Source organism: Roseixanthobacter glucoisosaccharinicivorans (assembly GCF_043195095.2).
Classification (GTDB): domain Bacteria; phylum Pseudomonadota; class Alphaproteobacteria; order Rhizobiales; family Xanthobacteraceae; genus NCEH01.
In genome coordinates this window covers 1,463,378-1,488,474 of the sequence record NZ_CM195538.1, presented here as the reverse complement: position 1 = coordinate 1,488,474, position 25,097 = coordinate 1,463,378, and the positions used below count along the sequence as shown (strand labels likewise).

The window sequence follows — 25,097 nt, the reverse complement described above, 5'->3', positions numbered from 1 at the left end:
AACCTCAACTGCGCCAGAAGGCAAGGTGAATGAGCACGAACGCGCCCACCGTCTCCAGCCGGCCGGCGATCATGGCGAAGGCGGCGCCGAGCACGGACAGCGGCGGCAGGGCGGAAATGGCGGGCCAGTCCGGGTCGGCCGCGTCATAGATCGGGCCGGTGTTGGTCAGCGCCGCCACCGCCGCCGTGATCCCGGCCTGGAGGCTGGGCATGGAAATGCTCATGAGGATGATCGTGACGGCGAGGGTTGCGAGCACCGAAACCAGTCCCACCCACACCCCGCGCATGGCGGAGCCGACGCCCCCCTCGCCGGTGCGCGCGGGCTGCACCAAATGCGGGGAGATGAGCCGCATCAAATCGCCCTGGGCGCGCAGCAGCATGGCGCGAAGCCGCAGAAGCTTGATGCCGCCGGTAACCGAAAGCGCCCCGCCGCCCACCAGCGCCATGCCCAGCACCAGGGTCGGCGGCACGATGCCATACACCTCCGGGCCGCTCACGAGACCGCTGGTCGCGATCAGCGAGGCGGCCGCGAACGCGCCCAGCTCAAGCGACGCCCGCACCGAGACGATCGAGGGATCGCGAAAGATGATGGCGCCGATCACGATCGCCGCCACAAGCCAATAGCCGAGCAGCAGCAGGCTTTCCGATTGCTCGGGCGCGGCATGGATGCGGCGTGTCACCAATGCGCGGTGCCAGCGCACGCTGGTGGCCGACCACAGCAGGAAGGGGATCATGGCCAGCGGGGTGGCAACGCTGGTGCGCAGCGCCTCAACCGCCTGGGGCGGCACATGGGCGCCGGACGACGTCGCCGCCGACGCAAGGCACAAGGCCACATAGAGCGAATTGCCGCTCGCCAGCAAAACGATCAGCGCCAGCAGGGTCGCGGCGGCATAGATCGGCGCGATATCGCGCACCACGCCGGCCGTATCGACGATTTCGAGCCCATCGACCCCCGCCTGGGCGCGATGGGGCAGGCCCGCAAGCCCCGCCGGTGCCAGCACCGCCACCCCGGACACGATGGTCAGCAGGCCGCCGCTCCATTGCAGCAGCGCGAACCACACATACAGGCTGCGCGGCGCCTCGTGCACCGCCGTGAAGCCAGTGGTGGTGAAGGCGGAAAGTGCCTCGAACCAGGCGCGCCACAGATCGAGGCCGCTCGCGACCGCTACCGCCGGCGCGGCCACCACGGGCACCAGCAGCCACAGCGCGGCGAGCGCGGCGAACGCATGGAGGCGGCGCATCCGCACCTTTACCCCCGCGCACGAAAGCCGCATCGCCCCGGCAAGAAACACGCAGGCGAGCGTGGTCGCGAGGAAGATCGGCGCCTGGCCCTCCCCGTTACGCACCGAGACCAGCGCAGGCAAAAGCGCCGCGCCCCCCACCCACAGGAGCGCCAGCGCGAGAAGCCGGAGGATGGAGGGCATGGAGGCGATGCTTTAAAAGAATTCGAGGCTCACGCGGAACAGCTGTTCCACGCGCTTGATGCGCTCCGCCAGGGCGAACAGGATCACCCGGTCCTGCGCGCGCACCACCGTGTCGCCGGTGGGCAGGAGCACTTCCCCGTTGCGCACCAGCGCGCCCACCCGCAGGCCCTTCAGCAGGTCGATATCACGCAGCGGCCGCCCCACCAGAGGCGAGGTTTCCAGCGCTTCCGCCTCGATCATCTCGCCCGCGCCGTCGAGCAGCGAATGCACGCCGCGGATGCGCCCGCGCCGCACGTGCTGGAGCACCTTGGAAACGGTGATCTGGCGCGGGTTCACATGCGCGTCGATGCCGAGGCCGCGGGCGAAGGTCGTGTAGCCCGGCTCGTTCAGCAGCGCGAGGATGCGCCGCGCGCCGATCTGCTTGGCGAGCAGGCAGGCAACGATATTGATGCGGTCGTCATTGGTCAGCGCGATCATGGTGTCGGCGTCCCCGACCCCCGCCTCGTCCAGGATTTCGCGTGAGAGGGCATCGCCGTTCAGCACCACCGAGCGCGACAGGATCTCCGCGATCGCCTGCGCGCGCTCGGGCGCGGTCTCGATGATCTTGATCTTGGCGATCGGATTGCGCTTCTCCAGCTGGTCGGCGACATAAAGGCCGATATTGCCGCCGCCGGCGATGACGATGCGCTGCCCCGGCACTTCGTCATGGCCGAAGATCGACAGGGTGCGCCGCACCTGATCGGACCGCGCGACGAAATAGGCGATGTCCCCGGCCTGGATGGTATCGCGCGAGGTGAGCACGATCGGCTTGCCGCCGCGATTGACCGCGACGATGGTGGCGCGCAGGTCCGGAAACAGCTGTGTCAGCTCGCGCAGCGGCGTGTCGAGGATCGGGCATTCCTCGGAGCAATAGACGCCCGCCACCACCACCGCGCCGTCGGCGAAGGTGACCGTATCAATGGACCCGGGCAGCGACAGGCGCCGCAGCACCATTTCGCCCACCTCGATCTCCGGCGAGATGACCACGTCGATGGGCAGATGGTCACGCGAGAGCATGTCGCGCCATTCGGGCATCAGATAGGTCTGGGCGCGGATGCGGGCGACCTTGGTCGGCACGTTGAACAGGGAGTGCGCCACCTGGCACGCGACCATGTTCACCTCGTCGTGCAAGGTCACGGCGATCAGCATGTCCGCCTGCTCGATGCCGGCCTTGGCGAGCACGTCGGGGTGCGAGCCGTGGCCCACCACGCCGCGCACGTCCAACTGCTCGGTAGCGATCTGGATGCGTCGCGCGCTGGCATCGACGATGGAGACGTCGTTCTGCTCGCTCGCGAGGCGCTCGGCAATGCCGAGCCCCACCTGCCCCGCCCCGCAGATCACGACCTTCATGCGCGATTCCCCCTCACCCGTCCTAAGCTTATCCCCTCGGCGCCGCAGCGCCTATGCCTACCCTACGCCGAGAGCCTTGAGCTTTCGATGAAGAGCCGAGCGCTCCATTCCCACGAATTCCGCCGTGCGGGAAATATTTCCGCCGAACCGGTTGATCTGCGCGGCGAGATATTCGCGTTCGAACACCTCGCGCGCTTCCCGTAGCGGTAGGCCCATCAGATGTTCCCCGCCATTGCCGTTGGGCAGGTTGGGCACGAGCGCCCCCACATCCGGCGGCAGCATGGAGGCGGTGACGATGGCATCGGGGTCTCCGCCCGCCAGGATCAGCACCCGTTCCACATTATTGCGCAGCTGGCGCACATTGCCCGGCCAGTCGTGGGATTGCAGGACCGCCATAGCATCATCGGCGATCTTCCGGCTCGGCAGGCCGGTGGTCTGGGAGATGAGGTCGATGAAGAAATCCACGAGGTCGGGAATGTCCTCGCGCCGCTCGGCCAGCGGCGGCACGCGGATCGGCACCACGCTGAGGCGATGATAGAGATCCTCGCGGAACCGCCCCTGCGCGATCTCCTCCTCCAGGTTGCGGCCGGTGGAGGAGATGATGCGCACGTCGACGCTCACCTTGTCCGAGCCGCCGATGCGGGTGAAGGTCTGCTCCACCAGCACGCGCAGCACCCGGTTCTGGGTCTCGCGCGGCATGTCGGCGATCTCGTCCAGGAACAGCGTGCCGCCGTGGGCCTCCTCCAGCGCGCCGCGCCGGGCCTCGCGCCCCTCGCCTTCCTCGACCCCGAACAATTCATATTCCAGCCGCTCGGGCGTGATCGCCGCGGCATTGATGACGATGAACGGCCCCTGGTTGCGGCTCGACACCGCATGAACCATGCGCGCTGTCAGCTCCTTGCCCGATCCCGACGGACCGATGATCAGGATGCGGCTGTTGGTGGGGCCGACCCGGTCGATGGTCGCCTTCAGCTGCTGGATGGCGCTGGAGCGGCCCACCAGGGTCTGCGGCTGGGTCATCTGCTTGAGTTCGCGCACTTCCCGGCGCAGGCGCAGGGTTTCCAGCGCGCGCTCGGTGATCACGATCAGGCGGTCGGCGTTGAACGGCTTCTCGATGAAGTCATAGGCGCCGCGCTTGATGGCGGCCACGGCGGTTTCGATATTGCCGTGGCCGGAGATCATCACCACCGGCACGTCGGGATGCGCCAGCTTGATGGTGTCGAGCAGTTCCAGCCCGTCCATGCGGCTGCCCTGGAGCCAGATATCCAGGAAGATCAGGTTGGGCCGGCGGGTGGCGATGGCGGAAAGCGCGCTGTCGGCGTCCCGCGCGGTGCGGGCGGAATAGCCCTCGTCCTCGAGGATGCCGGCCACCAGGCCGCAGATGTCGGCTTCGTCATCGACGATCAGAATGTCATGGGCCATGGCTCAAGCCCCCTTCTTCTGCTCGGCCGGCACCAGGATCGGCCCGTCGGCGCGCATGCGCAGCCGGATCCAGGCGCCGCGTCCCTCGGGCGAGTCGTACAGCTCGATGCCGCCGCCATGCTCTTCCATGATCTTGCCGACGATGGCGAGGCCGAGGCCGGTGCCTTTTTCACGCGTGGTCACATACGGCTCCAGGAGACGATTGCGCTTCTCCTGGGGCAGGCCGGTTCCGTTGTCGATCACATCAACCACCAGATCTTCGCCGGACTGGTCCGCCTTCACGCGGATCAGCCCCTTGCCACGTTGTTCCGCCGGAACGGCCTCGATGGCCTCGGCGGCATTCTTGAGGATGTTGGTCAGGGCCTGGGAAATCAGGCGTCGGTCGAACCGCGCCGGAAGGGAGGAAGGGATGTCGGCCTCGAACGTGACTTCGGGATGACCGACCTTCATTAAAAAGAGCGTCTGCCGCAGGGTCTCGGCGAGATCCTGGCTGTCCACGACCGGCTTCGGCATGCGGGCGAAGGAGGAGAATTCGTCCACCATCCGACCGATGTCGCCCACCTGGCGGATGATGGTATCGGTGCACTGGTCGAACACGTCGCGGTCCTGTGTGATGTGCTTGCCGTACTTGCGCTTCAGCCGCTCCGCCGAAAGCTGGATGGGCGTCAGCGGATTCTTGATCTCGTGCGCGATGCGGCGCGCCACATCCGCCCAGGCGGAGGTGCGCTGCGCCGAGATGAGCGCGGTGATGTCGTCCAGGGTCACCACCCAGCCGTGATCGGCCTCGGAGGATTGCTCGGTGGTGACGCGCACGGCGAACACCCGCTCGCGCCCTTCGCGCTGCACCGTGATATTGCCTTGGACCACGCGCTCGCGCCCGCTCTCCGCCTCGCCGATCAGGGAGGCGGTCTCGGGCACCACTTCGGCCAGGGGATGGCCGAGCGCATCGGCCTCCTTCACGCCCAACAGCTTCTCCGCCGAGCGGTTGAGGATCGTGACCCGCTCGTCGGAATCAAGCCCGATCACACCCGCCCCGACGCCCGAGAGCACCGCCTCCGTGAACCGGCGGCGCACGTCGATCTGGTCGCGCGCCCGCAGCAGCGCGTCATGCTGGTTGCGCAATTCCGCGGTCATCTTGTTGAAGGTCTCGCCCAGCGTCGCGAAATCGCCCTCGGACCGATAAATCGGCACCTGGACGTCGAGATTGCCCGCCGCCACGTGGTCCGCCGCCGACATCAGCCGGCGGATCGGCGCCACCAGCCATTTCGACACATTGATGCCGAGCCAGACCGCCGACAGCAGCACGATCAGCGTGATGACCGCATACATCAGCGCGAACGCCACCTGCACCCCGAAGCGGCGCTCCTCCAGGCTCTGATAATCCGCCAGCGTCTCCCGCGTGGTCTTCAGATAGCCAATCACCCGCGGATCTATGGGCCGCGCCACATAGAGATAGAGATCGGGATAATCCTTCAGCTTGATCAGCGCCCCGACGAAATCGGCATCGGACGGCAGATAGATGATCGGCTGCTCGGCGGTGGCCTCATCAATGGCGATATTGGCGGGCACCAGGAATTCCCGGCCCGTCATCACCTGCGCGCCCTCGACCACTTTCAGGTCGCGCTCGATCATCAGCGCGCCCGGCAGATTGCGCAGCGCCGCCTGGGCGGTGAGGATCTGCCGGAAGCGCGGCCGGTCGGTGTCATAGAGCGGCTTGAGGCGATTGAGATCGGCGCTCATGGCGAGCACGTCGCCGCGAATGTTCAGCGCATGCTCGCGGACATAGGTTTGCGCCACCTGCACCGCATTGGCGACGATCTCCTGCGTTCGCACGGAAAACCACCGGTCCAGCCCGCGATCCAGGGTCAGGCTCGCGACCCCCGCCACCAGAATGGCGGGCACCACCGCGACCACGGCGAACAAGGCGACAATCCGCACATGCAGCCGCGAGGCGGCCCGGCCCCGCGCCCGCGCCCGGACGATGCGCCACACCTCGCGCCCCACCATGGTGGACAGGATCGCCACCGCCAGCGCGTTGCCGGCCAGCAGGCCGATCACCACCTCGTGGCTCGGCACCACCGGCGTCAGGCCCATCAGGATCAGGAAGGTGGCCAAGGCCGAACAGAGCGCCAGCACCACCATCGCCGGGGCGAATATCCCCACGCTCAGCAACGGGCTCGCTCCTGGCATCCCCCCGCCCGTGGCACGGTTTTCGGCGGTGTCCAGGCTGGCATTCGTCATGGAGGAAAGGGTCCTGAGACGCACCGGGAATCGGTACGACTGATGCAATGGGACAACACTGGTGCAAAAATGTGACTATTGCGACCGGTCCCACAGCTTGTCAGGGCCATCGAACAAAAAGTGTCAGGGGTCGCGGCCGCCGTCCGGCCAGTTCCGCGCGTCTTCCTCGCGCATGGGGCGTCCCACCAGGTAGCCTTGGACACAATCGCTGCCGAGCGCCACCACCTCGTTCAGGGCCGCGTCATTCTCAACCCCTTCGGCCACCACCTCGATGCCGAACGCGTGGGCCAGATCCACCATCACGCCGACGATGCGCCGGGAGCGGGAATTGTCGATGATCTCGCGGATGAAGGAGCGGTCGATCTTCAGCACGTTCACCGGCAGGCGCTGGAGATAACTGAAGGAGGAATAGCCGGTGCCGAAATCGTCGATGGCCACTTTGCTGCCCAGGGATTGCAGCTGAACCATCACCTCGACCGCTTTTTCCGGCTCCGACAGCAAGGTGCTCTCGGTGAGCTCGAACAAGACCTGCTCGCCCTTCAGGTTCACCTGCTGAAAAATGTTCGCGATGCGCGCCACGAGATTGGGAGCCATCACCTGCGGCGCGGACAGATTGACCGAGACATAGCGCGGACCGAGGCCCTTCGATGCGCGATCGTGGTTCCAGCGTGCGCAGGCCGCCACCGCCCGCTCCAGGACCAGCTCGCCCAATTGCTCGGACAGGCCAGAGGATTCGGCAATGGCCACGAATTCGCTGGGCTCCACATTTCCCAGCGTGGGATGACTCCAGCGGGCGAGCGCCTCAAAGCCCATCACCGTTCCCGTCTTGCAGCAGACGATGGGCTGAAACACCATGTACAGATCGTGCGAACGCCGCAAAATGGCGTCCCGCAGGTCGGTTTCCAGCGCCAGGCGTTCCTGGTGGTCGGCGCGCAGCGATTGGTCGAACACCACCGCATGGCCGCGCCCCTGGGCGTGGAGCGCCATCTCGGCATCGCGCAACATGTGCTCCAATTGCCCCTGCTCGCGGGCGATGCCAATGCGCGCCCGCAGATAGAAGCGGCGGCCCTCGCTTTCCAGCGGCGCCTGGAACAGCACATCGACGCTGCGCCCGGTCGCCAGCGCATCCGAGCCGCGAAACAGGATGATGGCGAACTCCCGCTCGCCGGTGCGCGCCAGCATCGCATCGTCACGGAGCGCGAGGCGCAGCCGCAAGGCCAGCTGCGCGGCCACCGGCTCGGTGAACTCGCGCCCGAGGCTCGCGGCGAGCACGTCGAGATCGCGGAAATGCACCACCACCACCCCGGTTGGCGCGTTCGGCGCTTCGGCGACCAGGCGCATGAGCCCGGCTCGATTTGGCAGCCCGGTCATGGCGTCGTGATAGGCGAGCCGCTCCAGCGCCTCTTGGGCATCCACGAAATTTGAGATGTCCCGCAGATAGGCGGTGAAGACCCGCCGCGTCGCGCCGCGAATTTCCGTGACGGTCAGTTCCACGGGAAACAGGCTGCCATCCGCCCGCCGGCCCTGAAGCTCCACACGCCGGCCGAGAATGTGGGGCGAACCGTCTTCCAGATAGCGCTTGAGGCCCGACTGGTGCGACATCGCATAGCGCGGCGGAATGATGGTGGCGCCAAGCGAGCGGCCGATGGCATCCTCACGTCGAAATCCGAAGATCCGCTCGGCGGCCGGATTGAACTCCAGGATCATGCCCGCTTCGTCGATGGTGACGACGGCATCGAGCGCCGAGCCCAGCATGCTGCGCAAGGTGACGTCGTTCAATTCCCGCTCGGCGCGCAGGCATTCGGCCGAGCGCGCCACCATGCCGGCCACCAGATGGCACAGGGATTTGACGGTCTCGTCCCACGGCAGGGTGTCGTCGTCGTGGGCGATGCAGAAATGACCCCACCAATGGCCTGTCGCCATGACCGGCACGGTGTAGAAGCGCACGATCTGACGGGCCTCGAAATAGGTGCGCAGATAGCCCGTGAGATCGCGGGTCAGCCCCTCGATCACCTCGCCGCGGATGCGCCGGCTCGCCCACTCGCGCTGAAGGTCGTCAGGGCCGTCGGGGGCGAGGGTGCGATGGTGGGTGCGCCCGATCGGGGCAAGGCCCGGCCGCGCCCAATCGGCCCGGCAGATCACGCCGAGACCCGGTTGCCCGTCCTTGTGAACTTCAAATAACGCGACGCGGCTGAGCCCGAACGCCTCGCCAATACCGGCGCAGACACGTTCCAGCGCATCGGTCCAAAGTTCGCCGTCATCGCTCTGGGCGATGAACGCATTCATCGCCCAGAGCAGCTGACTCAAAGCGACTTCAGACATCACGGGTCCTTGCATAAGACATCAACAAACGCGGTGCCTTATGCGTTATCGCATATCCGGACCGCCCCCTGATGAGATCTTATTCCTTCGATTTGCACCTTGCACGCACAAGATGTCGCTAAAATCCAGATTAACGGCTGGTGCGAATGACCTGAATATCCAGATCTCGGATTTTCTTGCGCAAGGTATTGCGGTTCAGACCAAGCAATTCCGCCGCTTTGATCTGATTACCCCGCGCTGCAGCAAGAGCCGCCGACAAAAGCGGGTATTCCACATCCCGCAAAATCCGGTGGTAGAGGCCGGGCGGGGGCAAATCCTCGCCGAAGCCCGCGAAATATGTATTCAGATGCCGCTCCACCGAGGCGGCAAGGGTGGCATCCACCGGCCCGTCCTCGGTGCCCGCGCTCGGCACCGGCTCGGACAGCTCGGCCTCGATGATGCCGGGCGTGATGATTTCCTGCGGGTACAAGGCCGAGAGCCGGCGCACCAGGTTTTCCAGCTCGCGGACATTGCCCGGCCAGCGATAGCGCTTCAGACGATCAAGGGCGGCGGTGTCGATCTGCTTCGCCGGCAGGCCCTCCCGCTCCGCCTGAAGGAAGAAGTGCCGCACCAGGTCCGGCACGTCCTCGGAGCGTTCGCGCAGCGGCGGCAGACGCAGGGGCACCACGTTCAGGCGGAAGAACAGGTCTTCGCGGAAGAGGCCCTGCTGGATCAGCGTGCGCAGATCCTTGTTGGTGGCGGCGATGATGCGCACGTCGGTCTTGATGGGGGTGCGCCCGCCCACCGTGGTATATTCGCCCTGCTGGAGCACGCGCAGCAGGCGGGTCTGCGCCTCCATGGGCATGTCGCCGATTTCGTCGAGGAACAGCGTACCGCTTTCCGCCTGCTCGAACCGGCCGGTATTGCGGGCCGTTGCGCCGGTGAACGAGCCTTTCTCGTGACCGAACAATTCGCTCTCGATCAGGTCGCGGGGGATCGCCGCCATGTTGATGGCCACGAACGGGCCGGTCCGCCGCTTGCCGTAATCGTGCAGAGCCCGCGCCACCAGCTCCTTGCCGGTGCCGCTCTCGCCGGCGATCATCACCGTGAGGTCGGTCTGCATGAGGCGCGCCAGCAGGCGATAGATTTCCTGCATCGCCGGCGAGCGGCCGACGAGCGGGATATTGTCCTGCTCCTCGGACCCGAGCGGATGCTGATCGGACTTCTTCGGCTCCGCCAGCGCGCGGCCGACGATCGAGATCAGCTCCTTCAGGTCGAACGGCTTGGGCAGATATTCATAGGCCCCGCGCTCCGAAGCGCGGATCGCCGTCATGAAGGTGTTCTGCGCGCTCATGACGATGACCGGCAGGTCCGGCCGCGCCTTCTTGATGCGCGGCAGCAGGTCGAAGGCGTTTTCGTCCGGCATCACCACATCGGTGATGACCAGATCGCCATCCCCCTGGCTCACCCAGCGCCAGAGGGTGGCCGCATTCCCGCACGAGCGCACTTCATATCCGGCCCGGGACAGGGCCTGATTGAGCACGGTGCGGATCGCAGCATCGTCGTCGGCGACCAGAATGCTTCCCGTGGGCATGGATACCTCAGTTGTCCTCGGAGGCGACACGTGTGCCGCGATACATGGGAAGGAGAACCCGGAAGCTGGTTCGCCGGGGCTGGCTGTCGCATTCGACGATCCCGCCATGATCGCCGATAATCTTCGCTACCAATGCAAGGCCGAGGCCACTTCCCGTCGGCTTGGTGGTCACGAACGGGTCGAACAGATGGGGCAGCAGGTCGTCCGGCACCCCCTTGCCATTGTCCTTGACGCAGAATTCCAGCGGCAGGCTGACGCGGGAGGACGCGCCGGGCACGGTGAGCCGCACGCCGGGGCGGAAGGCGGTGGTGAGATGGATTTCCCCGTCCGTCTCCGAATCGATGGCTTCGGCCGCGTTCTTCACGAGGTTAAGGAACACCTGCACCAATTGGTCCCGGTTGGCGTAGACCGGTGGCAGGGAGGGGTCATATTCCTCGATGAAGCGGATGTGCCGCGCAAAGCCCGAGGAAGCGAGCGTGCGCACATGCTCCAGCACCGCATGGATGTTCACCGGCTCGCGGGCGATCGGCCGCTCGTCGGAGAACACCTCCATGCGGTCCACCAGCTTAACGATCCGGTCCGCCTCGTCGGTGATGAGGCGGGTGAGCGCGCGATCCTCGTCGCCCGCGGACTGTTCCAAAAGCTGGGCGGCGCCACGAATGCCGGAGAGCGGATTCTTGATCTCGTGCGCCAGCATGGAGGCGAGCGCGCTCACCGAGCGGGCGGCGCCGCGATGGGTCAGCTGGCGATCCATCTTGTCGGCGATGGTGCGCTCCTGGATCATCACCACCACATGGCCTGGCCGCTCGGAGACCGGCCCGACATGGATATCGACCACCCGCTCGCCGCCGTTCTTGGGCGTGCCCAGATCCACGCGATATTCGTTCACCGGCGCGCCGCGCGCCCGCACCTGATCAATCAAGCCGAGCAGCGGCGTGCCGAACGGCACGAATTCGGCGAACGGCCGGCGCCGCAGCACCGGCAGGCTCACTTCGAAGAATGCCTCCGCCGCCACATTGGCATCGACGATCTGCCCGGTGTCGGAAACCGTGATCACCGGATGGGGCACCGCGTCGAGAATCGCGCGGGTAAAATTCAACTCCGGCTCGGGCCGGCGCTTTGCATCTGCCTTCATGCCGCGGCCTTCCAGTTCGCATCATCGAAAGCGGCGTGAATCCCATCCACGACCGCATCGGGGTCTTCCGCGCGCAGCAGCCTTGCCCGCCATGGCTTGACCCAGTCTTGCTCGCGGCCGGCGCTCTCCGCCGCCGCTTCCAGCGCCCAGCCGATATGCTTGCGGGCCTGCCGCATGCCGAGCCCGGCGCCATAGAGGGCGAGCCAGCCCTCATACATTTCCAGCAGCACGTCGCGCTGCTCGCAAAGGCTCGGCGCGGCCGGCGTGCGGCCGGTTGCGAGAAATTCCGCCACCTGGCCGGGAAACCAGGGCCGCCCCTGGGCGCCCCGGCCGATCATGACACCGTCCGCGCCCGAGGCGGCCAGCATGTCACCGGCATCGGCGCAGCGGGTGAGATCGCCATTGGCGAGTACCGGAATGGAGACCTTCGCCTTCACCTCGGCGATCGCCGCCCAGTCCGCTTCGCCGGTATAGAACTGGCAACGGGTGCGGCCATGGATGGTCAACAGGGCGATGCCCGCATCCTCAGCGATGGGAGCCAGGACCGGCGCGATCCGGGCCTCCCCATCCCAGCCGAGGCGGGTCTTGAGCGTGACTGGCACCGAGACCGCCGCGCGCACCGCCGCGATGATCCGCGCCGCCAGCGGCAGGTCGCGCAGCAGCGCCGCACCCGCAGCGCCCGTGGTCACGCGCTTGGCCGGGCAGCCCATGTTGATGTCGATGATATCGGCGCCTTCCGCCTCCGCCATGCGGGCCGCTTCCCCCATCCAATGGGGATCGTTGCCGGCGAGCTGAACGGCGTGGAGCGGAATGCCGGCTCGCTCGGCGCGAAGGGTGGTCTCGCCATGGCCCTCGAGCAGCGCTTCGCTGGCGACCATCTCGGACACCACGAGCCCGGCCCCATACCGGACCGCCATGCGCCGCACCGGTGCATCGGTAATACCCGCCATCGGGGCGAGCACGACCGGGTTCGGCAGGGCATGGGGGCCGATTCGAACAACCGAAAGAGATGAAGGAAGAAGCTCTTGCACAGATTTTAGGCCACCTAGGGAGTGCCTACATTCTAGACAATTGCGATGCACGCGCAAGGGCAGCTTTGCAATGAGAGCCATGGTGCAGTGCGAAGGCTGCCGAAGGCACAGGCGACCGCCGCTTTTTTGTCCCCTTGCGCGGCGGGTTCCGGCGCTGTTCAAGGAGCAAATGACGCAAAAAGGGAATGGTCTTCATGGCAACGTGCGCGGTCATTGTGGTGGCGGCGGGCCGCGGCACCCGCGCCGGCGGCCCGTTGCCCAAACAATATCACCTGCTCGGTGGGGAAACCGTCCTGCGGCGCACCTTGCGCCTGTTCGCTGAGCACGCGGATATACAGACGATACAGGTGGTCATCCATCCCGATGATCAGGCGCGCTTCGCCGGCGCCGCCGAAGGCCTCGCGAAAGTGCGTCCGGCGGTGGCGGGCGGAAGCGAGCGGCAGGATTCGGTGCGGGCCGGCCTCGAAGCGCTAGGGGGCGAGGCACCAGACCTCGTGCTGGTGCACGACGCCGCCCGCCCGTTCGTCACCGCCGCCTTGATCTCCCGCGCGGTGGAAGCGGCAGCCGCCCACGGCGCTGCGGTGCCCGTGACCGGCGTGACCGATACCATCAAGGTGGTGGACGGCATGGGAACCGTCCTCTCCACGCCTGTGCGCGCCACGCTGCGCGCGGTGCAGACTCCCCAGGCTTTCCGGTATGACATGCTGCGCGCCGCCCACGATGCGGCGCAGGCGGACGGCATCGCCAGCCTCACCGACGACGCCGCCGTGATGGAATGGGCGGGGCACAAGGTCGCGACCTTTGAAGGAGAAGCGGGCAATATGAAACTCACTTCCGCCGACGATCTTGCCCGCGCCGCCCGCGCGGGCGCGGCCCCGCTCACCGATGTGCGCACCGGCACGGGATTCGATGTGCACGCCTTCGGTCCCGGCGACCATGTGATGCTCGGCGGCCTCGCCATTCCCTTCGACAAGGGGCTGGACGGCCATTCGGACGCCGACGTGGGCCTGCATGCGCTCACCGACGCCGTGCTGGGCGCGCTGTGCGACGGCGACATTGGTGCCCATTTTCCGCCCTCCGACCCGCAATGGAAGGGCGCCACCTCCGACCGTTTCCTGGTGTTTGCGCTCGACAAGGTGCGCGCGCGGGGCGGCATGGTCGCCCATCTCGACCTGACGCTAATCTGCGAAGCCCCGAAGATCGGCCCCCACCGCGACGCGATCCGCACGCGCATCAGCGAAATCACGGGAGTCGCCCTCGGCCGCATCAGCGTAAAGGCCACCACCACCGAGCGGCTTGGCTTCACCGGCCGACGCGAGGGCATCGCCGCCATGGCGTCCGCCACCATCCGCCTGCCCGAGGAGGATTTGCTGTGAGCGATCTGGAAACCCAGGACCGCGCCCGGCGCGTGCTCGAAGCCTGCCGCGCCGCCGGCCTGACCCTCGCCACCGCCGAATCCTGCACCGGCGGGCTGGTGATCGGCGCGCTGACCGACATCGCCGGCTCCTCCGACGTGGTGGATCGTGGCTTCGTCACCTATTCCAACGCCGCCAAGATGGCGATGCTCGGCGTGCCCGAGGCGATCCTCGCCGCCCATGGCGCGGTGAGCGAGGAGACCGCGCGGGCCATGGCGAAGGGTGCGCTGGCGGCGGCCGGGACGGGCCTTGCGGTCTCGATCACCGGCGTCGCGGGCCCGGGCGGGGGATCTGAGGAAAAGCCTGTGGGGCTGGTGCATTTCGCGGCCGCCAAGCGCGGCGGGCTGCTGGTGCACCGCGAGGAGCGCTTCGGCCCGCTGGAGCGCGCGGAGATCCGCTCCCGCTCCGTGCTTGTGGCGCTGGAAATGCTGGAGACATTGGCGCGGTTTTAGGCGTCAGGCCGCCCCGTAGACCTTATCCGCCCGCTTCTCGAACGCATCGGCGAAGCGGCGGAAGGCGGCGTCGAACATGGCGCCCATCAGCAGGCCCAGGGTGCGCGAGCGGAATTCGTAGGAGATGAAAAAGCTCACCTCGCACTTGCGCGCCCCCTCGCCGCCCTCCAGGTCGCGGAACTCCCAGCGATTGTCGAGGCGGCTGAACGGCCCGTCCAGATATTCCACGTGGATGGTGAGCTTCGGCCGGTCCAGGGTGACGCGGGAGGTGAAGGTCTCGCGGATCAGCTTGTAGGCGACCGTCATGTCGGCCACGAGCACCTCCTGGCCCTCCCCGCCCGGCGAGCGGCGGCGCACCCGCAGGGATTGGCAGAGCGGAACGAATTCCGGGTAATGGTCCACATCCGCCACGAGATCGAACATCTCGGACGCGGAATGGTTTACCACGCGCTTGCTGGAAAAAGACGGCACGCGCTCACACCCGACCGAGCTTCGCCTCGCGGGCGCTGCGCAGGCGCGCGAAATCATCGCCCGCATGGTGCGAGGAGCGCGTCAGCGGGCTCGACGACACCATCAGGAAGCCCTTGGCATAAGCCACCGTCTCGAAGGCGGAGAATTCGTCCGGCGTCACGAAGCGCTCCACCTTGTGGTGCTTGCGGGTGGGCTGAAGATATTGGCCGATGGTGATGAAATCGACCTCCGCCGAGCGCAGGTCATCCATCAGCTGGAGCACCTCATTCCGCTCCTCGCCGAGGCCCACCATGATGCCGGACTTGGTGAAGATGGAGGGGTCCAGCTCCTTCACCTGCTGCAACAGGCGCAGTGAGTGGAAATAGCGCGCGCCGGGGCGCACGGTGAGATACTTTGCCGGCACGGTTTCCAGATTGTGGTTGAACACGTCGGGCTTGGCCTCGACCACCACCTCGATGGCGCCCGGCTTGCGCAAGAAATCAGGCGTGAGGATTTCGATGGTTGTGCCCGGGCTTGCGGCCCGGATGGCGCGAATGGTGCGGGCGAAATGCTCGGCGCCGCCGTCCGCCAGATCGTCCCGGTCCACGGATGTGATGACCACATGGGAGAGGCCGAGCTTGGCCACCGCCTCGCCCACCTTCTGCGGCTCGTCGAGGTCCAGCGCCTGCGGCAGGCCAGTGCGCACATTGCAGAAGGCGCAGGCGCGGGTGCACGTGTCGCCCATGATCATGAAGGTGGCGTGCTTCTTTTCCCAGCACTCGCCGATATTGGGGCAGCCCGCTTCCTCGCACACCGTGTGCAGGCCGTTGGCGCGCACGATGTCCGCCGTCTTCGACCAGCCGGCGGAGCCAGGCGCCTTCACACGGATCCATTCCGGCTTGCGCAGGATCTCGCTTTCGGGCCGATGCGCCTTTTCCGGATGGCGCGGCCGGTTCAGGGTGTTGACGAGCGTGACCATATCTTCAGGCGACTTTCGCGCGCGATAAAAGCATTCGCTTCAAAACCTAGTCTTCCATCGCGCCAGCGTCGAGCCGGCGCGATGCAGTGCTGACCTGCCGGCAGCGCCGGACCGGCCCGGGCCTTTAGCGCGCGCGGATGCGGCGCCACACCCACAGCACGATGATCGCGCCAATCACGGCGGCGATCAGTGTGCGGAAGAAGCCATAGACCGGCACGTTCGCCCATTCCGCCAGCTTGCCGCCGACAAACGCCCCGATCAGGCCGAACACGAGGTTCGTCAGCAGCCCGTGGTCGCTGTCGGTGATCCGCTCCGCGATCCAGCCGGCAATCAGGCCGATCAGGATCATGGTGAATAAGCCGACCCCCGGCTGGCTCAACGCTGCATAGGTCTCGCCGTTCATGGATCAGCCTCTCATTTCCGCCCGACCCGCGCCGCGCCCCCTCACATATGGATAACGCGGCCGTACGCGTCCAGCACGCTCTCGTGCATGGTTTCCGAAAGGGTGGGATGCGGGAAGATGGCGTGGATCAGCTCTTCCTCGGTGGTCTCCAGATTCATGGCGATCATGAAGCCCTGGATCAGCTCGGTGACTTCCGCGCCCACGAGATGGGCGCCCAGCAGTTCGCCGGTCTTCTTGTCGAAGATGGTCTTCACCAGGCCCTCGGGCTCGCCGAGCGCGATCGCCTTGCCGTTGCCGATGAACGGGAAGCGGCCCACGCGGATTTCGCGCCCCTGCTCCTTGGCCTTCTTTTCCGTGAGGCCGATGGAGGCGACCTGCGGGTTGCAATAGGTGCAGCCGGGGATCTTGTTCTTGTCGATGGGGTGGGTGTGCAGCCCCTTGATGGTCTCCACGCAGATCACGCCCTCATGCTCGGCCTTGTGGGCCAGCATGGGCGCGCCAGCCACATCGCCGATGGCATAGATGCCGGGCACATTGGTGCGGCCGTAGCCGTCGGTCACGACGATGCCGCGCTCGATCTTCACGCCCACCGCTTCGAGCCCGAGGCTGTCCACATTGCCCACCACGCCGACGGCGGAGATCATCCGGTCCACGGCAAAATCGTGCTTGGCGCCCTTGTCGTCCTCCACATGGACGGTGAGGTTCTCGCCATGCTTGGTGACGCCGCTGACCTTGGCACCGGTGAGGATTTTCATGCCCTGCTTTTCCAGGCGCTTGCGCACGTGGGCGGCGATCTCCTCATCCTCCACGGGGAGGATCTGCGGCAGCACTTCCACCACCGTCACGTCGGCGCCCATGGTCTTGTAGAAGGACGCAAACTCGATGCCGATGGCGCCCGAACCCATGACCAGGAGCGACTTGGGCATGATGTCCGGCACCATGGCCTCGAAATAGGTCCAGATCAGCTTCTTGTCGGGCTCCAGGCCCGGCAAAGCGCGCGGGCGAGCGCCGGTGGCGACGATGATGTGCTTGGCGGTGTAATCGCCGCCGCCGAGCGCGCCCTTGGGCGCATTCTCGGCCGCTTCCACCTTCAGCTTGCCGGGTGCGGACAGGGTCGCCTTGCCCCAAATCACGTCCACCTTGTTCTTCTTCAGCAGGAAGCCGACGCCGGTGGAGAGCTGGCCCGCGACGCCGCGCGAGCGCTTCACCACGGCGCCGATATCGAAGCCCACCTTCTCGGCGGAGAGGCCGTAATCCTTGGCGTGCTCCATATAATGGAACACTTCGGCCGAGCGCAGCAGCGCCTTGGTGGGGATGCACCCCCAGTTCAGGCAGATGCCGCCGAGATGGCTCTTTTCCACCACGGCGGTCTTGAAGCCGAGCTGGGCCGCGCGGATGGCGGCCACATAGCCGCCCGGGCCGCCGCCGATGACGATGATGTCGAAATTGGTCTCAGCCATGGATCTCTCCTTCCCCTCCTGGGCCGCCGGACGCACCGCATCGGCAGAAGGGACCGGGTGGGAATGGGGCCGTGCCCGCCCCGCGCGCGCCGGCAAAAAGCCTCGGCGGGCGGCAGGGCCGGCGGGGCCGGGCCCGGCGCAACCGCGCCGAACCCCAGCCGTCAGCGGGTCAGATAGGCGTAGATTTCATCCTTCAGCCGCACGCGCTCCTTGCGCACGGTGTCCAGCGCGAGATCGTCCATGGGCTCAAGATTGGTCTCGGCCTTGTGGACCACATCGTTCACCTTGTCGTACTCGGCCACCAGATGGGCAAAGTGCGGGTCGCTCTCGCGCAATTCGTGGAGCTTGCCGGCAAGGTCCGGAAAATCGGCGGCGAGCTGATGGGGCGTATGGGACATGAGTGCCTCGTTCTACCTTGGACGCGGCGGCATGCGCGCCGCATGTGCCCTGCTACACCGAAGCCGCCTTGCGACCTTTGATTTGCCATAACTCCGCCACTTCACAATACGCAGCGTATTCATGCAAAAAAACGGGACCAAAGATCCAACCTGCGCAAAAATTCTTTAACGTCATTCCTTGAAGGGCTTCTGAAATTTGCATCAGACATAAAATATTCGAAATGATGAGGCACGCAACTTTCTCGCAGTTCATCATACAAACCATCTGGCAATACATATAAAATATTCGACGCTCGAACTGGACAAGGAAAATCCTCAATTTGAGACACATCAAGACCCATTAAATTAAATCGACTCACACCTGACCCAGCAGATTGCTTCATCCACTGCGCAGGAATGTGGGCTAAAGTCGCAATCATGGACGGAGCATATTTACCACGTTTCTGTTGAAAATTCTGAACCGTTTGACAACATTCAATAATTATTGAATCACAATACTCACCTTGGTTATGAAATTTAAGATAGAAACCATCCGGAATCATAGAATACTTCCCCTGCCCAGCAATGTATAGGTAGGGTAAGGTTCCAACATCTCCAACCAGTTTTGGCCTCGCCCTTAACCAGGGCGAGGACTCGTTTCCCCCAAATATATGAGTATATATCGGCCAATTGTCAGCGATGAATTTCTTAAATACAGCGTCTTCCATCGAGCCTACCTCACACCAGCATGGTCATGGGCTTCTCGACGAACTCCTTGAACGCGCCCAGAAGCTCCGCGCCCAAAGCCCCGTCCATCACCCGGTGATCGCAGGTGAGGGTGGCGGTCATCTGGGTGACGATCTTGATCTCGCCGCCGCGCACCACGGGGCGCTGCTCGGACGTGCCGATGGCGATGATGGAGGATTGCGGGGCATTGATGATCGCCACGAAATCGCGCACGCCCATCATGCCGAGGTTGGAGATGGAGGTGGAGCCGCCGGAATATTCCTCCGGCTTCAGCTTCTTGTTGCGGGCCCGCGAGGCAAGATCGCGCATCTCGTTGGAGATGGCGGAGAGCGTCTTCGTCTCGGCCTTCTTGATCACCGGGGCATAAAGGCCGCCGTCGATGGCCACCGCCACGCCCACGTCGGAATTCTTCATGCGCAGGATCCGGTCCTCGGCCCACACCGCATTGGCGGCCGGCACCTTCTGGAGCGCCAGCGCCATGGCCTTGATGATGAAGTCGTTGACCGACACGCGATAGACCGGCTTGCCGTCCTTGTCCTTGGACGCCATGGCATTGACGGTCTCGCGCAGCTTCATCAAATCGTCGAGGTCGCAATCCACGCTGAGATAGAAGGTGGGGGTGAGCTGCTCGCTCTCCACCAGCCGCTTGGCGATGGTCTTGCGCATGCCGTCGAGCTGGACTTCCTCGAAGGACCCCGCCTCGAACATGGCCTTGACCTGGTCGGCGGTCGGGCCGCTAACGGCAGCCTTCGCCGGAGCGGGCGCCGCTGCGGCAGGCGCGGGCGCGGCGGCAGCCACGGGCGCAGCAGCCGGCTTCGCGCCGGGCTGGGCGCCTTCCACATCGCGGGCGACGACACGGCCATGGGGGCCGGAGCCGGGGAGCGCGGCAAGGTCGATGCCCTTCTCCTTGGCGAGGCGACGGGCGAGCGGAGACGCGAACACGCGTCCACCCTGGCCGTTCGCAGCCGGGGCGGCGGCAACCGGCGCGGGTGCGGATACGGGCGCAGGTGCCGGGGCAGCGGCGGGCGCGGCGGGCGCCGAAGCAGCGGCGGCCGGAGCCGGAGCAGCCGCCGGGGCCGGAGCAGCCGCAGGTGCCTTGGCGCCGCCGGCGCCCGAGGCCACGGCTTTGGCGTCCTCGCCCTCGCCGGCCAGAACCGCGATGAGCTGGTTCACAGGCACGTCCTGCGTGCCCTCGGGCACCAGGATCTTCGCCATCACGCCTTCATCGACGGCTTCCACTTCCATGGTCGCCTTGTCGGTCTCGATCTCGGCGATCACATCGCCGGACTTGACGCTGTCGCCTTCCTTCTTGAGCCATTTGGCGAGGTTGCCCTTCTCCATCGTGGGAGACAGGGCCGGCATCAGGATTTCGATGGGCATCTGGTCGTCCCCCTCAGCGATAGGTCACGGCGCGCACGGCCTCGATCACGTCGGCGACCGTCGGCAGAGCGAGCTTTTCGAGATTGGCGGCATAAGGCATGGGCACATCCTTGCCGGTCACGCGCAGGACCGGGGCGTCGAGATAATCAAACGCATCGGCCATCAGGCGGGCGGAAATCTCGGCGCCGACGCCGGACTGGGCCCAGCCCTCCTCGATGGTCACGCAGCGGCCGGTCTTCTTCACCGACTCGATGATGGTCGCGGTATCCATGGGGCGAATGGTGCGCAGGTCGATGACTTCCGCCTCGATGCCCTGCTTGGCCAATTCCTCGGCCGCCTTCAGCGCATAGGTCATGCCGATGGACCAGGCCACCAGGGTCACGTCCTTGCCGGCGCGGGCGATGCGCGCCTTGCCGATGGGAAGCACGTAATCGTCCAGCTTCGGCACCTCGAAGGAGTGGCCGTAGAGGATTTCGTTTTCCAGGAAGATGATGGGATTGGGATCGCGGATCGCCGCCTTCAGCAGGCCCTTGGCGTCGGCGGCGCTATAGGGCGCGATCACCTTGAGGCCCGGGATGTGGCTGTACCAGGAAGTGTAATCCTGGCTGTGCTGGGCGGCGACGCGCGCGGCGGCGCCGTTCGGGCCGCGGAATACGATCGAGCAATGCACCTGTCCGCCGGACATATAGAGCGTCTTGGCAGCGGAATTGATGATCTGGTCGATCGCCTGCATGGCGAAGTTGAAGGTCATGAATTCGACGATGGGCTTGAGGCCCGCCATGGCGGCGCCCACGCCCATGCCGGCGAAGCCGTGCTCGGTGATGGGGGTGTCCACCACGCGCTTGGCGCCGAATTCCTGAAGCAGGCCCTGGGTGATCTTATAGGCGCCCTGATATTCGGCGACCTCTTCACCCATCACGAACACGTCGGCGTCCCGACGCATTTCCTCGGCCATGGCGTCGCGCAGGGCCTCGCGTACGGTCATGGTGACCATTTCAGTGCCGGGCGGTACTTCCGGATCCGGCTGGCTCTTCACCTGGGGCGGATTGGCGACGGCGGATGGCACGGCCGCCTGCGGGGCGGGCGCGGCGGCGGCCGTGGGAGACGGCTGCGGAGCGGCAGCCGGCGGCGCGCTCTCAGCCGCCTTCTGGGTCGGCGCGGGGGCGGCACTTGCGTCCTCGCCTTCCCCCAGGATCGAGGCGATCGGCGTATTCACGGCTACGTCCTGCGTGCCCTCGGGCACCAGGATCTTGCCGAGAATGCCCTCGTCCACCGCTTCCACTTCCATGGTGGCCTTGTCGGTCTCGATCTCGGCGATCACGTCGCCGGACTTGACGCTATCGCCCTCTTTCTTGAGCCATTTGGTGAGATTGCCCTTCTCCATGGTGGGGGAAAGGGCCGGCATGAGGATATCGATGGGCATGGCTTCTGCTCAGCTCTTGCTCGACGCGGGCTCGCTCACGCTCGCCGGGGCGGGTGGGGCGGGACGCTGTCTCGTGAGATTGGTGTAGGCGGAGGCCGCGGCTGCCGCGACCATGAGGGAGGCGATGAACAGGATGAGGGCCTTGCCGACCCGCTGGGCATGATCGCCCGCCGCGCCTTCGCGCAGACGGGCGGAAAAGGGCCAGAGCACCAGCAGCGCCTGGCGGCCTGCGCTCAACGAGCCGGAGGCGGCCTCGGCCCTCATCCCTTCGCGGATCGCAACGCCCCAGCTCGCGGCTGCACCCGCGAGCGAGGCCAGAAGGAGAATGAGGGCCGGGATCGCCATGGCCGCCGCCTCAGCGCAGAATGTCCGTGTACAGTTCGGAGGGATCGGGTTCGGGATCGTGGGTCGCGAAATCGGCGGCCGCGTTGACGATCTCGCGGATCTCGCCGTCGATCGCCTTCAGTTCGTCCTCGCTCGCAAGGCCCTGTTCCAAAAGGCGGGCCCGCACCTGCTCGATGGGATCGTGCTCGGTCCGCATCTTCTGCACTTCCTCCTTCGACCGGTATTTTGCCGGATCCGACATGGAGTGGCCGCGATAGCGGTAGGTCTGCATTTCCAGGATGTAGGGGCCCTTCCCGTCGCGGGCAAAGCCGAGCGCGCGTTCGGCGGCCGCCTTCACGGCGCGCACATCCATGCCGTCCACCTGCTCGCCGGGAATGTTGAACGAGGTGCCGCGCTTGGAGAAGTCGGTCTGGGCGGAGGCGCGATTGACCGCGGTGCCCATGGCGTACTTGTTGTTCTCGATCACGTACACGGCCGGCAGCTTCCACAGCTCGGCCATGTTGAAGCTCTCATAGACCTGGCCCTGGTTGGCCGCGCCGTCGCCGAAATAGACCACCGAGACCGAACCGTTGTCGCGGTAATGGTTGGCGAACGCGAGGCCGGTGCCGAGCGAGACCTGGGCGCCGACGATGCCGTGGCCGCCGAAGAACTGCTTCTCGATGCTGAACATGTGCATCGAGCCGCCCTTGCCCTTGGAATAGCCGCCGCGGCGGCCGGTGAGCTCGGCCATGACGCCCTTGGCTTCCATGCCGGTGGACAACATGTGGCCGTGGTCGCGATAGCCGGTGATCACCTGATCACCCTTCTTCATGGCCATCTGCATGCCGACCACCACGGCCTCCTGGCCGATATAGAGGTGGCAGAAGCCGCCGATCAGACCCATGCCATACATCTGGCCGGCCTTTTCCTCGAAGCGGCGGATCAGGAGCATCTCGCGATATGCGTGAAGGTCCTGCTCCTTGGTGAAATCCGGTATCGCGCCGGGCGCGGCTTCGGTGCGGGCGGCTGCCTTTTTTACGGCCATCTCATCCTCGGGACACGCTGGAACCGAGGAGTCTCTAGCGCACCTCCGAGATGACTCAAAGCGACATTTGCGTCGTGCTGCACCGCAACACGTTGCAAACGCTTGACTCTGTTGAGTTGAACCGAATTTCAGTTAATTGACATCATGAACTTATAACAAGTTCATCAGTGAGGTTTTAGCAGCACAAGGTCCTTCGCATTCACGAAATCGAGCTGCCGGCGCCCCTCCTCATCCAGCAGGTCGGGATCCAACCGGCTGGCCTGGAGCAAGGAGACCTTGTTCTCGATTGCACGGCGCTGGGCCTTCAGGGCCGCTAGCTCGCCTTCCAGCTGCGCCATCTCCACCTGGAAATTGCGCTTCGCCATCAGCCCGTGCTGGCCGTTATAGGCATGGTACGCAAAATAGCCGATGACACCCCCGGAGAGGCTGTAGAGCAGCAGTGCGAACAGGAAGGAGCGCAGGCGCGAGCGTGTTTGCATGGCCCCATCTTGCCCCATCCCGGTTGCCGGGGGGTTAAGAGTCGGGGGACGGATTTAAAGGTGCCGTCGGCAACCGTTAGCTCGTGCCCCTCCCCCGTTCCCCGCAAGCGAGAGAGGGAGCCTCCGGCGCTTCGCACAGAACATATCCCTTCCGTTCCGCCGCGATCCCCCTCTCCCGCTTGCGGGGGAGGGTTAGGGAGGGGGAATGGAGAGAGTCCGTAAGGAGGAATTCGGGAGAGTTAGGCGGGCGCCGGCCTTTCGAAAACGCAAAAAAGGCGGGGCGCTGCCGCCCCGCCTTCCGCTATCCCAAAAGCCCCGGTCGAAAACTCAGGCGAGCGCCTTCAGCGCGGCCTTGCCGGCATATTTCGCGGCATCGCCCAATTCCTGCTCGATGCGCAGCAGTTGGTTGTACTTGGCGGTGCGATCCGAACGAGAGAGCGAGCCGGTCTTGATCTGTCCGCAGTTCGTCGCCACCGCCAGGTCGGCGATGGTGGAATCTTCGGTCTCGCCCGAACGGTGGGACATCACGGCGCGATAACCCGCCTTGTGGGCCATTTCCACGGTTTCCAGCGTCTCGGTGAGGGAGCCGATCTGGTTCACCTTCACAAGAATGGCGTTGCCGGTGGCTTCCTTGATGCCGCGCGACAGGCGCGTCACGTTGGTGACGAACAGATCGTCGCCCACCAGCTGGCACTTGGAGCCGATGGTGTCGGTGAGCAGCTTCCACCCCGCCCAGTCATCCTCGGACATGCCGTCCTCGATGGTGACGATGGGATAGCGCGACACGAGATCGGCCAGATACTTCACCTGGGCGTCGATATCGCGGACCAGCTTCTCGCCTTCATAATGATAGGCGCCGTCCTTGAAGAACTCGGTCGCCGCGCAATCCAGGCCGAGGAACACGTCCTCGCCGGGGCGATAGCCGGCTTTCTCAATCGCCTTCATGATGAAGGAGAGCGCATCGTCCGCGCTCAGCAGGTTCGGCGCGAAGCCGCCTTCGTCGCCCACATTGGTGTTGTGGCCGGCGTCCTTGAGGCCCTTCTTGAGGGTCTGGAAGATTTCCGAGCCGATCCGCAGCGCGTCCGCGAAAGTGGGGGCGCCCGCCGGCAGGATCATGAATTCCTGGAAGTCGATGGGATTGTCGGCATGGGCGCCGCCATTGACGATGTTCATCATCGGCACCGGCAAGGTGCGGGCGTTCACGCCGCCCACATAGCGATAGAGCGGCAGATTGTTGGAGATCGCGGCCGCCTTGGCCACCGCCAGCGACACGCCGAGAATGGCGTTGGCGCCAAGGCGGGCCTTGTTGGGCGTACCGTCGAGGGCGATCAGGGTGGCGTCGAGCTTGGCCTGGTCCTCGGCATCGAAGCCGCCGACGGCATCGAAGATCTCGCCGTTCACCGCGTCCACGGCCTTGAGAACGCCCTTGCCGCCGTAGCGGGACTTGTCGCCGTCGCGCAGTTCCACGGCCTCATGCGCGCCGGTGGAGGCGCCGGAGGGCACGGCCGCGCGGCCGAGGGAGCCGTCTTCCAGCACCACGTCCACTTCCACCGTGGGATTGCCGCGGCTGTCGAGGATTTCGCGGCCGATGATATCGACGATGGCGGTCATTGGAATATCCCTCCCT

22 protein-coding genes are annotated in these 25,097 nt (G+C 65.6%); 2 read left to right on the top strand and 20 right to left on the bottom strand.

From position 1 onward, the window contains the following. Positions 1 to 4 precede the first annotated feature (4 nt). The 8 genes from V5F78_RS06575 to dusB all read right to left on the bottom strand — a co-directional run bounded on the left by V5F78_RS06575 (position 5) and on the right by dusB (position 12,536). Positions 5 to 1,423 carry a hypothetical protein gene (locus V5F78_RS06575; protein ID WP_394069292.1) on the bottom strand — a complete coding sequence of 473 codons (1,419 nt, stop codon included), beginning with the start codon at positions 1,421 to 1,423 and terminating at the stop codon, positions 5 to 7. A gap of 12 nt (positions 1,424 to 1,435) precedes the next feature. Beyond that, complete coding sequence (trkA, locus tag V5F78_RS06570) at positions 1,436 to 2,812, bottom strand: Trk system potassium transporter TrkA (protein ID WP_394069291.1); 1,377 nt, start codon at positions 2,810 to 2,812, stop codon at positions 1,436 to 1,438. Between the two features lie 57 nt (positions 2,813 to 2,869). Then, positions 2,870 to 4,234 (bottom strand): nitrogen assimilation response regulator NtrX, encoded by a 1,365-nt coding sequence (gene ntrX / locus V5F78_RS06565; RefSeq protein ID WP_394069290.1) that lies wholly within the window; start codon positions 4,232 to 4,234, stop codon positions 2,870 to 2,872. A 3-nt stretch (positions 4,235 to 4,237) separates the two neighbouring features. Continuing rightward, on the bottom strand, positions 4,238 to 6,475 hold the full coding sequence (locus V5F78_RS06560; RefSeq protein WP_394069289.1) for a sensor histidine kinase NtrY-like: 2,238 nt from the start codon (positions 6,473 to 6,475) through the stop codon (positions 4,238 to 4,240). Positions 6,476 to 6,598: 123 nt separating this feature from the next. Beyond that, positions 6,599 to 8,797 carry a putative bifunctional diguanylate cyclase/phosphodiesterase gene (locus V5F78_RS06555; RefSeq protein WP_394069287.1) on the bottom strand — a complete coding sequence of 733 codons (2,199 nt, stop codon included), beginning with the start codon at positions 8,795 to 8,797 and terminating at the stop codon, positions 6,599 to 6,601. A 130-nt stretch (positions 8,798 to 8,927) separates the two neighbouring features. Beyond that, positions 8,928 to 10,370, bottom strand: a complete 1,443-nt coding sequence (ntrC, locus tag V5F78_RS06550; RefSeq protein WP_394069285.1) for a nitrogen regulation protein NR(I) — start codon at positions 10,368 to 10,370, stop codon at positions 8,928 to 8,930. Positions 10,371 to 10,377: 7 nt separating this feature from the next. Next, positions 10,378 to 11,505 carry a two-component system sensor histidine kinase NtrB gene (locus V5F78_RS06545; protein WP_394069283.1) on the bottom strand — a complete coding sequence of 376 codons (1,128 nt, stop codon included), beginning with the start codon at positions 11,503 to 11,505 and terminating at the stop codon, positions 10,378 to 10,380. After that, a complete protein-coding gene (gene dusB, locus V5F78_RS06540; protein WP_394069281.1) occupies positions 11,502 to 12,536 on the bottom strand; it encodes a tRNA dihydrouridine synthase DusB in 1,035 nt (344 codons plus the stop codon). The genes V5F78_RS06545 and dusB overlap by 4 nt, the downstream gene beginning before the upstream one ends. A gap of 194 nt (positions 12,537 to 12,730) precedes the next feature. On the opposite strand from dusB, the gene V5F78_RS06535 reads away from it, so the two are divergent. Continuing rightward, positions 12,731 to 13,912 carry a bifunctional 2-C-methyl-D-erythritol 4-phosphate cytidylyltransferase/2-C-methyl-D-erythritol 2,4-cyclodiphosphate synthase gene (locus tag V5F78_RS06535; protein WP_394069279.1) on the top strand — a complete coding sequence of 394 codons (1,182 nt, stop codon included), beginning with the start codon at positions 12,731 to 12,733 and terminating at the stop codon, positions 13,910 to 13,912. Beyond that, complete coding sequence (locus V5F78_RS06530; protein WP_394069277.1) at positions 13,909 to 14,403, top strand: CinA family protein; 495 nt, start codon at positions 13,909 to 13,911, stop codon at positions 14,401 to 14,403. Before V5F78_RS06535 ends, V5F78_RS06530 begins: the two co-directional genes overlap by 4 nt. Before the next feature lie 3 nt (positions 14,404 to 14,406). On the opposite strand, the gene V5F78_RS06525 is transcribed toward V5F78_RS06530, so the two are convergent. From V5F78_RS06525 to eno, 12 genes are all read right to left on the bottom strand, one after another. Further along, a complete protein-coding gene (locus V5F78_RS06525; RefSeq protein WP_394069275.1) occupies positions 14,407 to 14,874 on the bottom strand; it encodes a type II toxin-antitoxin system RatA family toxin in 468 nt (155 codons plus the stop codon). A gap of 4 nt (positions 14,875 to 14,878) precedes the next feature. Then, positions 14,879 to 15,832 carry a lipoyl synthase gene (gene lipA, locus V5F78_RS06520; RefSeq protein WP_394069273.1) on the bottom strand — a complete coding sequence of 318 codons (954 nt, stop codon included), beginning with the start codon at positions 15,830 to 15,832 and terminating at the stop codon, positions 14,879 to 14,881. A gap of 124 nt (positions 15,833 to 15,956) precedes the next feature. After that, the gene (locus tag V5F78_RS06515; RefSeq protein ID WP_394069271.1) at positions 15,957 to 16,235 is read right to left on the bottom strand and encodes a GlsB/YeaQ/YmgE family stress response membrane protein; all 279 of its coding nucleotides are present in this window, start codon (positions 16,233 to 16,235) and stop codon (positions 15,957 to 15,959) included. Between the two features lie 41 nt (positions 16,236 to 16,276). Then, on the bottom strand, positions 16,277 to 17,695 hold the full coding sequence (gene lpdA, locus V5F78_RS06510; RefSeq protein WP_394069269.1) for a dihydrolipoyl dehydrogenase: 1,419 nt from the start codon (positions 17,693 to 17,695) through the stop codon (positions 16,277 to 16,279). 161 nt (positions 17,696 to 17,856) lie between these two features. Further along, entirely contained in the window at positions 17,857 to 18,093 is a 237-nt protein-coding gene (locus V5F78_RS06505) for an HP1242/YdcH family protein (protein WP_394069268.1), read from the bottom strand. Positions 18,094 to 18,212: 119 nt separating this feature from the next. After that, entirely contained in the window at positions 18,213 to 18,800 is a 588-nt protein-coding gene (locus V5F78_RS06500) for a hypothetical protein (RefSeq protein WP_394069267.1), read from the bottom strand. 10 nt (positions 18,801 to 18,810) lie between these two features. After that, a complete protein-coding gene (locus tag V5F78_RS06495) occupies positions 18,811 to 20,199 on the bottom strand; it encodes a pyruvate dehydrogenase complex dihydrolipoamide acetyltransferase (protein ID WP_394069266.1) in 1,389 nt (462 codons plus the stop codon). A gap of 13 nt (positions 20,200 to 20,212) precedes the next feature. After that, positions 20,213 to 21,622: a pyruvate dehydrogenase complex E1 component subunit beta gene (locus V5F78_RS06490; RefSeq protein WP_394069264.1), complete on the bottom strand. Its 1,410-nt coding sequence runs from the start codon at positions 21,620 to 21,622 to the stop codon at positions 20,213 to 20,215. Positions 21,623 to 21,631: 9 nt separating this feature from the next. Next, positions 21,632 to 21,967: a hypothetical protein gene (locus V5F78_RS06485; RefSeq protein ID WP_394069263.1), complete on the bottom strand. Its 336-nt coding sequence runs from the start codon at positions 21,965 to 21,967 to the stop codon at positions 21,632 to 21,634. 10 nt (positions 21,968 to 21,977) lie between these two features. After that, positions 21,978 to 22,991: a pyruvate dehydrogenase (acetyl-transferring) E1 component subunit alpha gene (pdhA, locus tag V5F78_RS06480; protein WP_394069262.1), complete on the bottom strand. Its 1,014-nt coding sequence runs from the start codon at positions 22,989 to 22,991 to the stop codon at positions 21,978 to 21,980. Positions 22,992 to 23,155: 164 nt separating this feature from the next. Then, positions 23,156 to 23,470 carry an FtsB family cell division protein gene (locus V5F78_RS06475; protein ID WP_394069260.1) on the bottom strand — a complete coding sequence of 105 codons (315 nt, stop codon included), beginning with the start codon at positions 23,468 to 23,470 and terminating at the stop codon, positions 23,156 to 23,158. A gap of 327 nt (positions 23,471 to 23,797) precedes the next feature. Beyond that, positions 23,798 to 25,081 carry a phosphopyruvate hydratase gene (eno, locus tag V5F78_RS06470; protein WP_348844876.1) on the bottom strand — a complete coding sequence of 428 codons (1,284 nt, stop codon included), beginning with the start codon at positions 25,079 to 25,081 and terminating at the stop codon, positions 23,798 to 23,800. Positions 25,082 to 25,097 lie beyond the last annotated feature (16 nt).

Bases quoted from the DNA above. Each gene is read 5' to 3' on its own strand.
- V5F78_RS06575 (WP_394069292.1), bottom strand. From the start codon at position 1,423: ATGCCCTCCATCCTCCGGCTTCTCGCGCTGGCGCTCCTGTGGGTGGGG.
- trkA (WP_394069291.1), bottom strand. From the start codon at position 2,812: ATGAAGGTCGTGATCTGCGGGGCGGGGCAGGTGGGGCTCGGCATTGCC.
- ntrX (WP_394069290.1), bottom strand. From the start codon at position 4,234: ATGGCCCATGACATTCTGATCGTCGATGACGAAGCCGACATCTGCGGC.
- V5F78_RS06560 (WP_394069289.1), bottom strand. From the start codon at position 6,475: ATGACGAATGCCAGCCTGGACACCGCCGAAAACCGTGCCACGGGCGGG.
- V5F78_RS06555 (WP_394069287.1), bottom strand. From the start codon at position 8,797: ATGTCTGAAGTCGCTTTGAGTCAGCTGCTCTGGGCGATGAATGCGTTC.
- ntrC (WP_394069285.1), bottom strand. From the start codon at position 10,370: ATGCCCACGGGAAGCATTCTGGTCGCCGACGACGATGCTGCGATCCGC.
- V5F78_RS06545 (WP_394069283.1), bottom strand. From the start codon at position 11,505: ATGAAGGCAGATGCAAAGCGCCGGCCCGAGCCGGAGTTGAATTTTACC.
- V5F78_RS06535 (WP_394069279.1), top strand. From the start codon at position 12,731: ATGGCAACGTGCGCGGTCATTGTGGTGGCGGCGGGCCGCGGCACCCGC.
- lipA (WP_394069273.1), bottom strand. From the start codon at position 15,832: ATGGTCACGCTCGTCAACACCCTGAACCGGCCGCGCCATCCGGAAAAG.
- V5F78_RS06515 (WP_394069271.1), bottom strand. From the start codon at position 16,235: ATGAACGGCGAGACCTATGCAGCGTTGAGCCAGCCGGGGGTCGGCTTA.
- lpdA (WP_394069269.1), bottom strand. From the start codon at position 17,695: ATGGCTGAGACCAATTTCGACATCATCGTCATCGGCGGCGGCCCGGGC.
- V5F78_RS06505 (WP_394069268.1), bottom strand. From the start codon at position 18,093: ATGTCCCATACGCCCCATCAGCTCGCCGCCGATTTTCCGGACCTTGCC.
- V5F78_RS06500 (WP_394069267.1), bottom strand. From the start codon at position 18,800: ATGGAAGACGCTGTATTTAAGAAATTCATCGCTGACAATTGGCCGATA.
- V5F78_RS06495 (WP_394069266.1), bottom strand. From the start codon at position 20,199: ATGCCCATCGAAATCCTGATGCCGGCCCTGTCTCCCACGATGGAGAAG.
- V5F78_RS06490 (WP_394069264.1), bottom strand. From the start codon at position 21,622: ATGCCCATCGATATCCTCATGCCGGCCCTTTCCCCCACCATGGAGAAG.
- V5F78_RS06485 (WP_394069263.1), bottom strand. From the start codon at position 21,967: ATGGCGATCCCGGCCCTCATTCTCCTTCTGGCCTCGCTCGCGGGTGCA.
- pdhA (WP_394069262.1), bottom strand. From the start codon at position 22,991: ATGGCCGTAAAAAAGGCAGCCGCCCGCACCGAAGCCGCGCCCGGCGCG.
- V5F78_RS06475 (WP_394069260.1), bottom strand. From the start codon at position 23,470: ATGCAAACACGCTCGCGCCTGCGCTCCTTCCTGTTCGCACTGCTGCTC.
- eno (WP_348844876.1), bottom strand. From the start codon at position 25,081: ATGACCGCCATCGTCGATATCATCGGCCGCGAAATCCTCGACAGCCGC.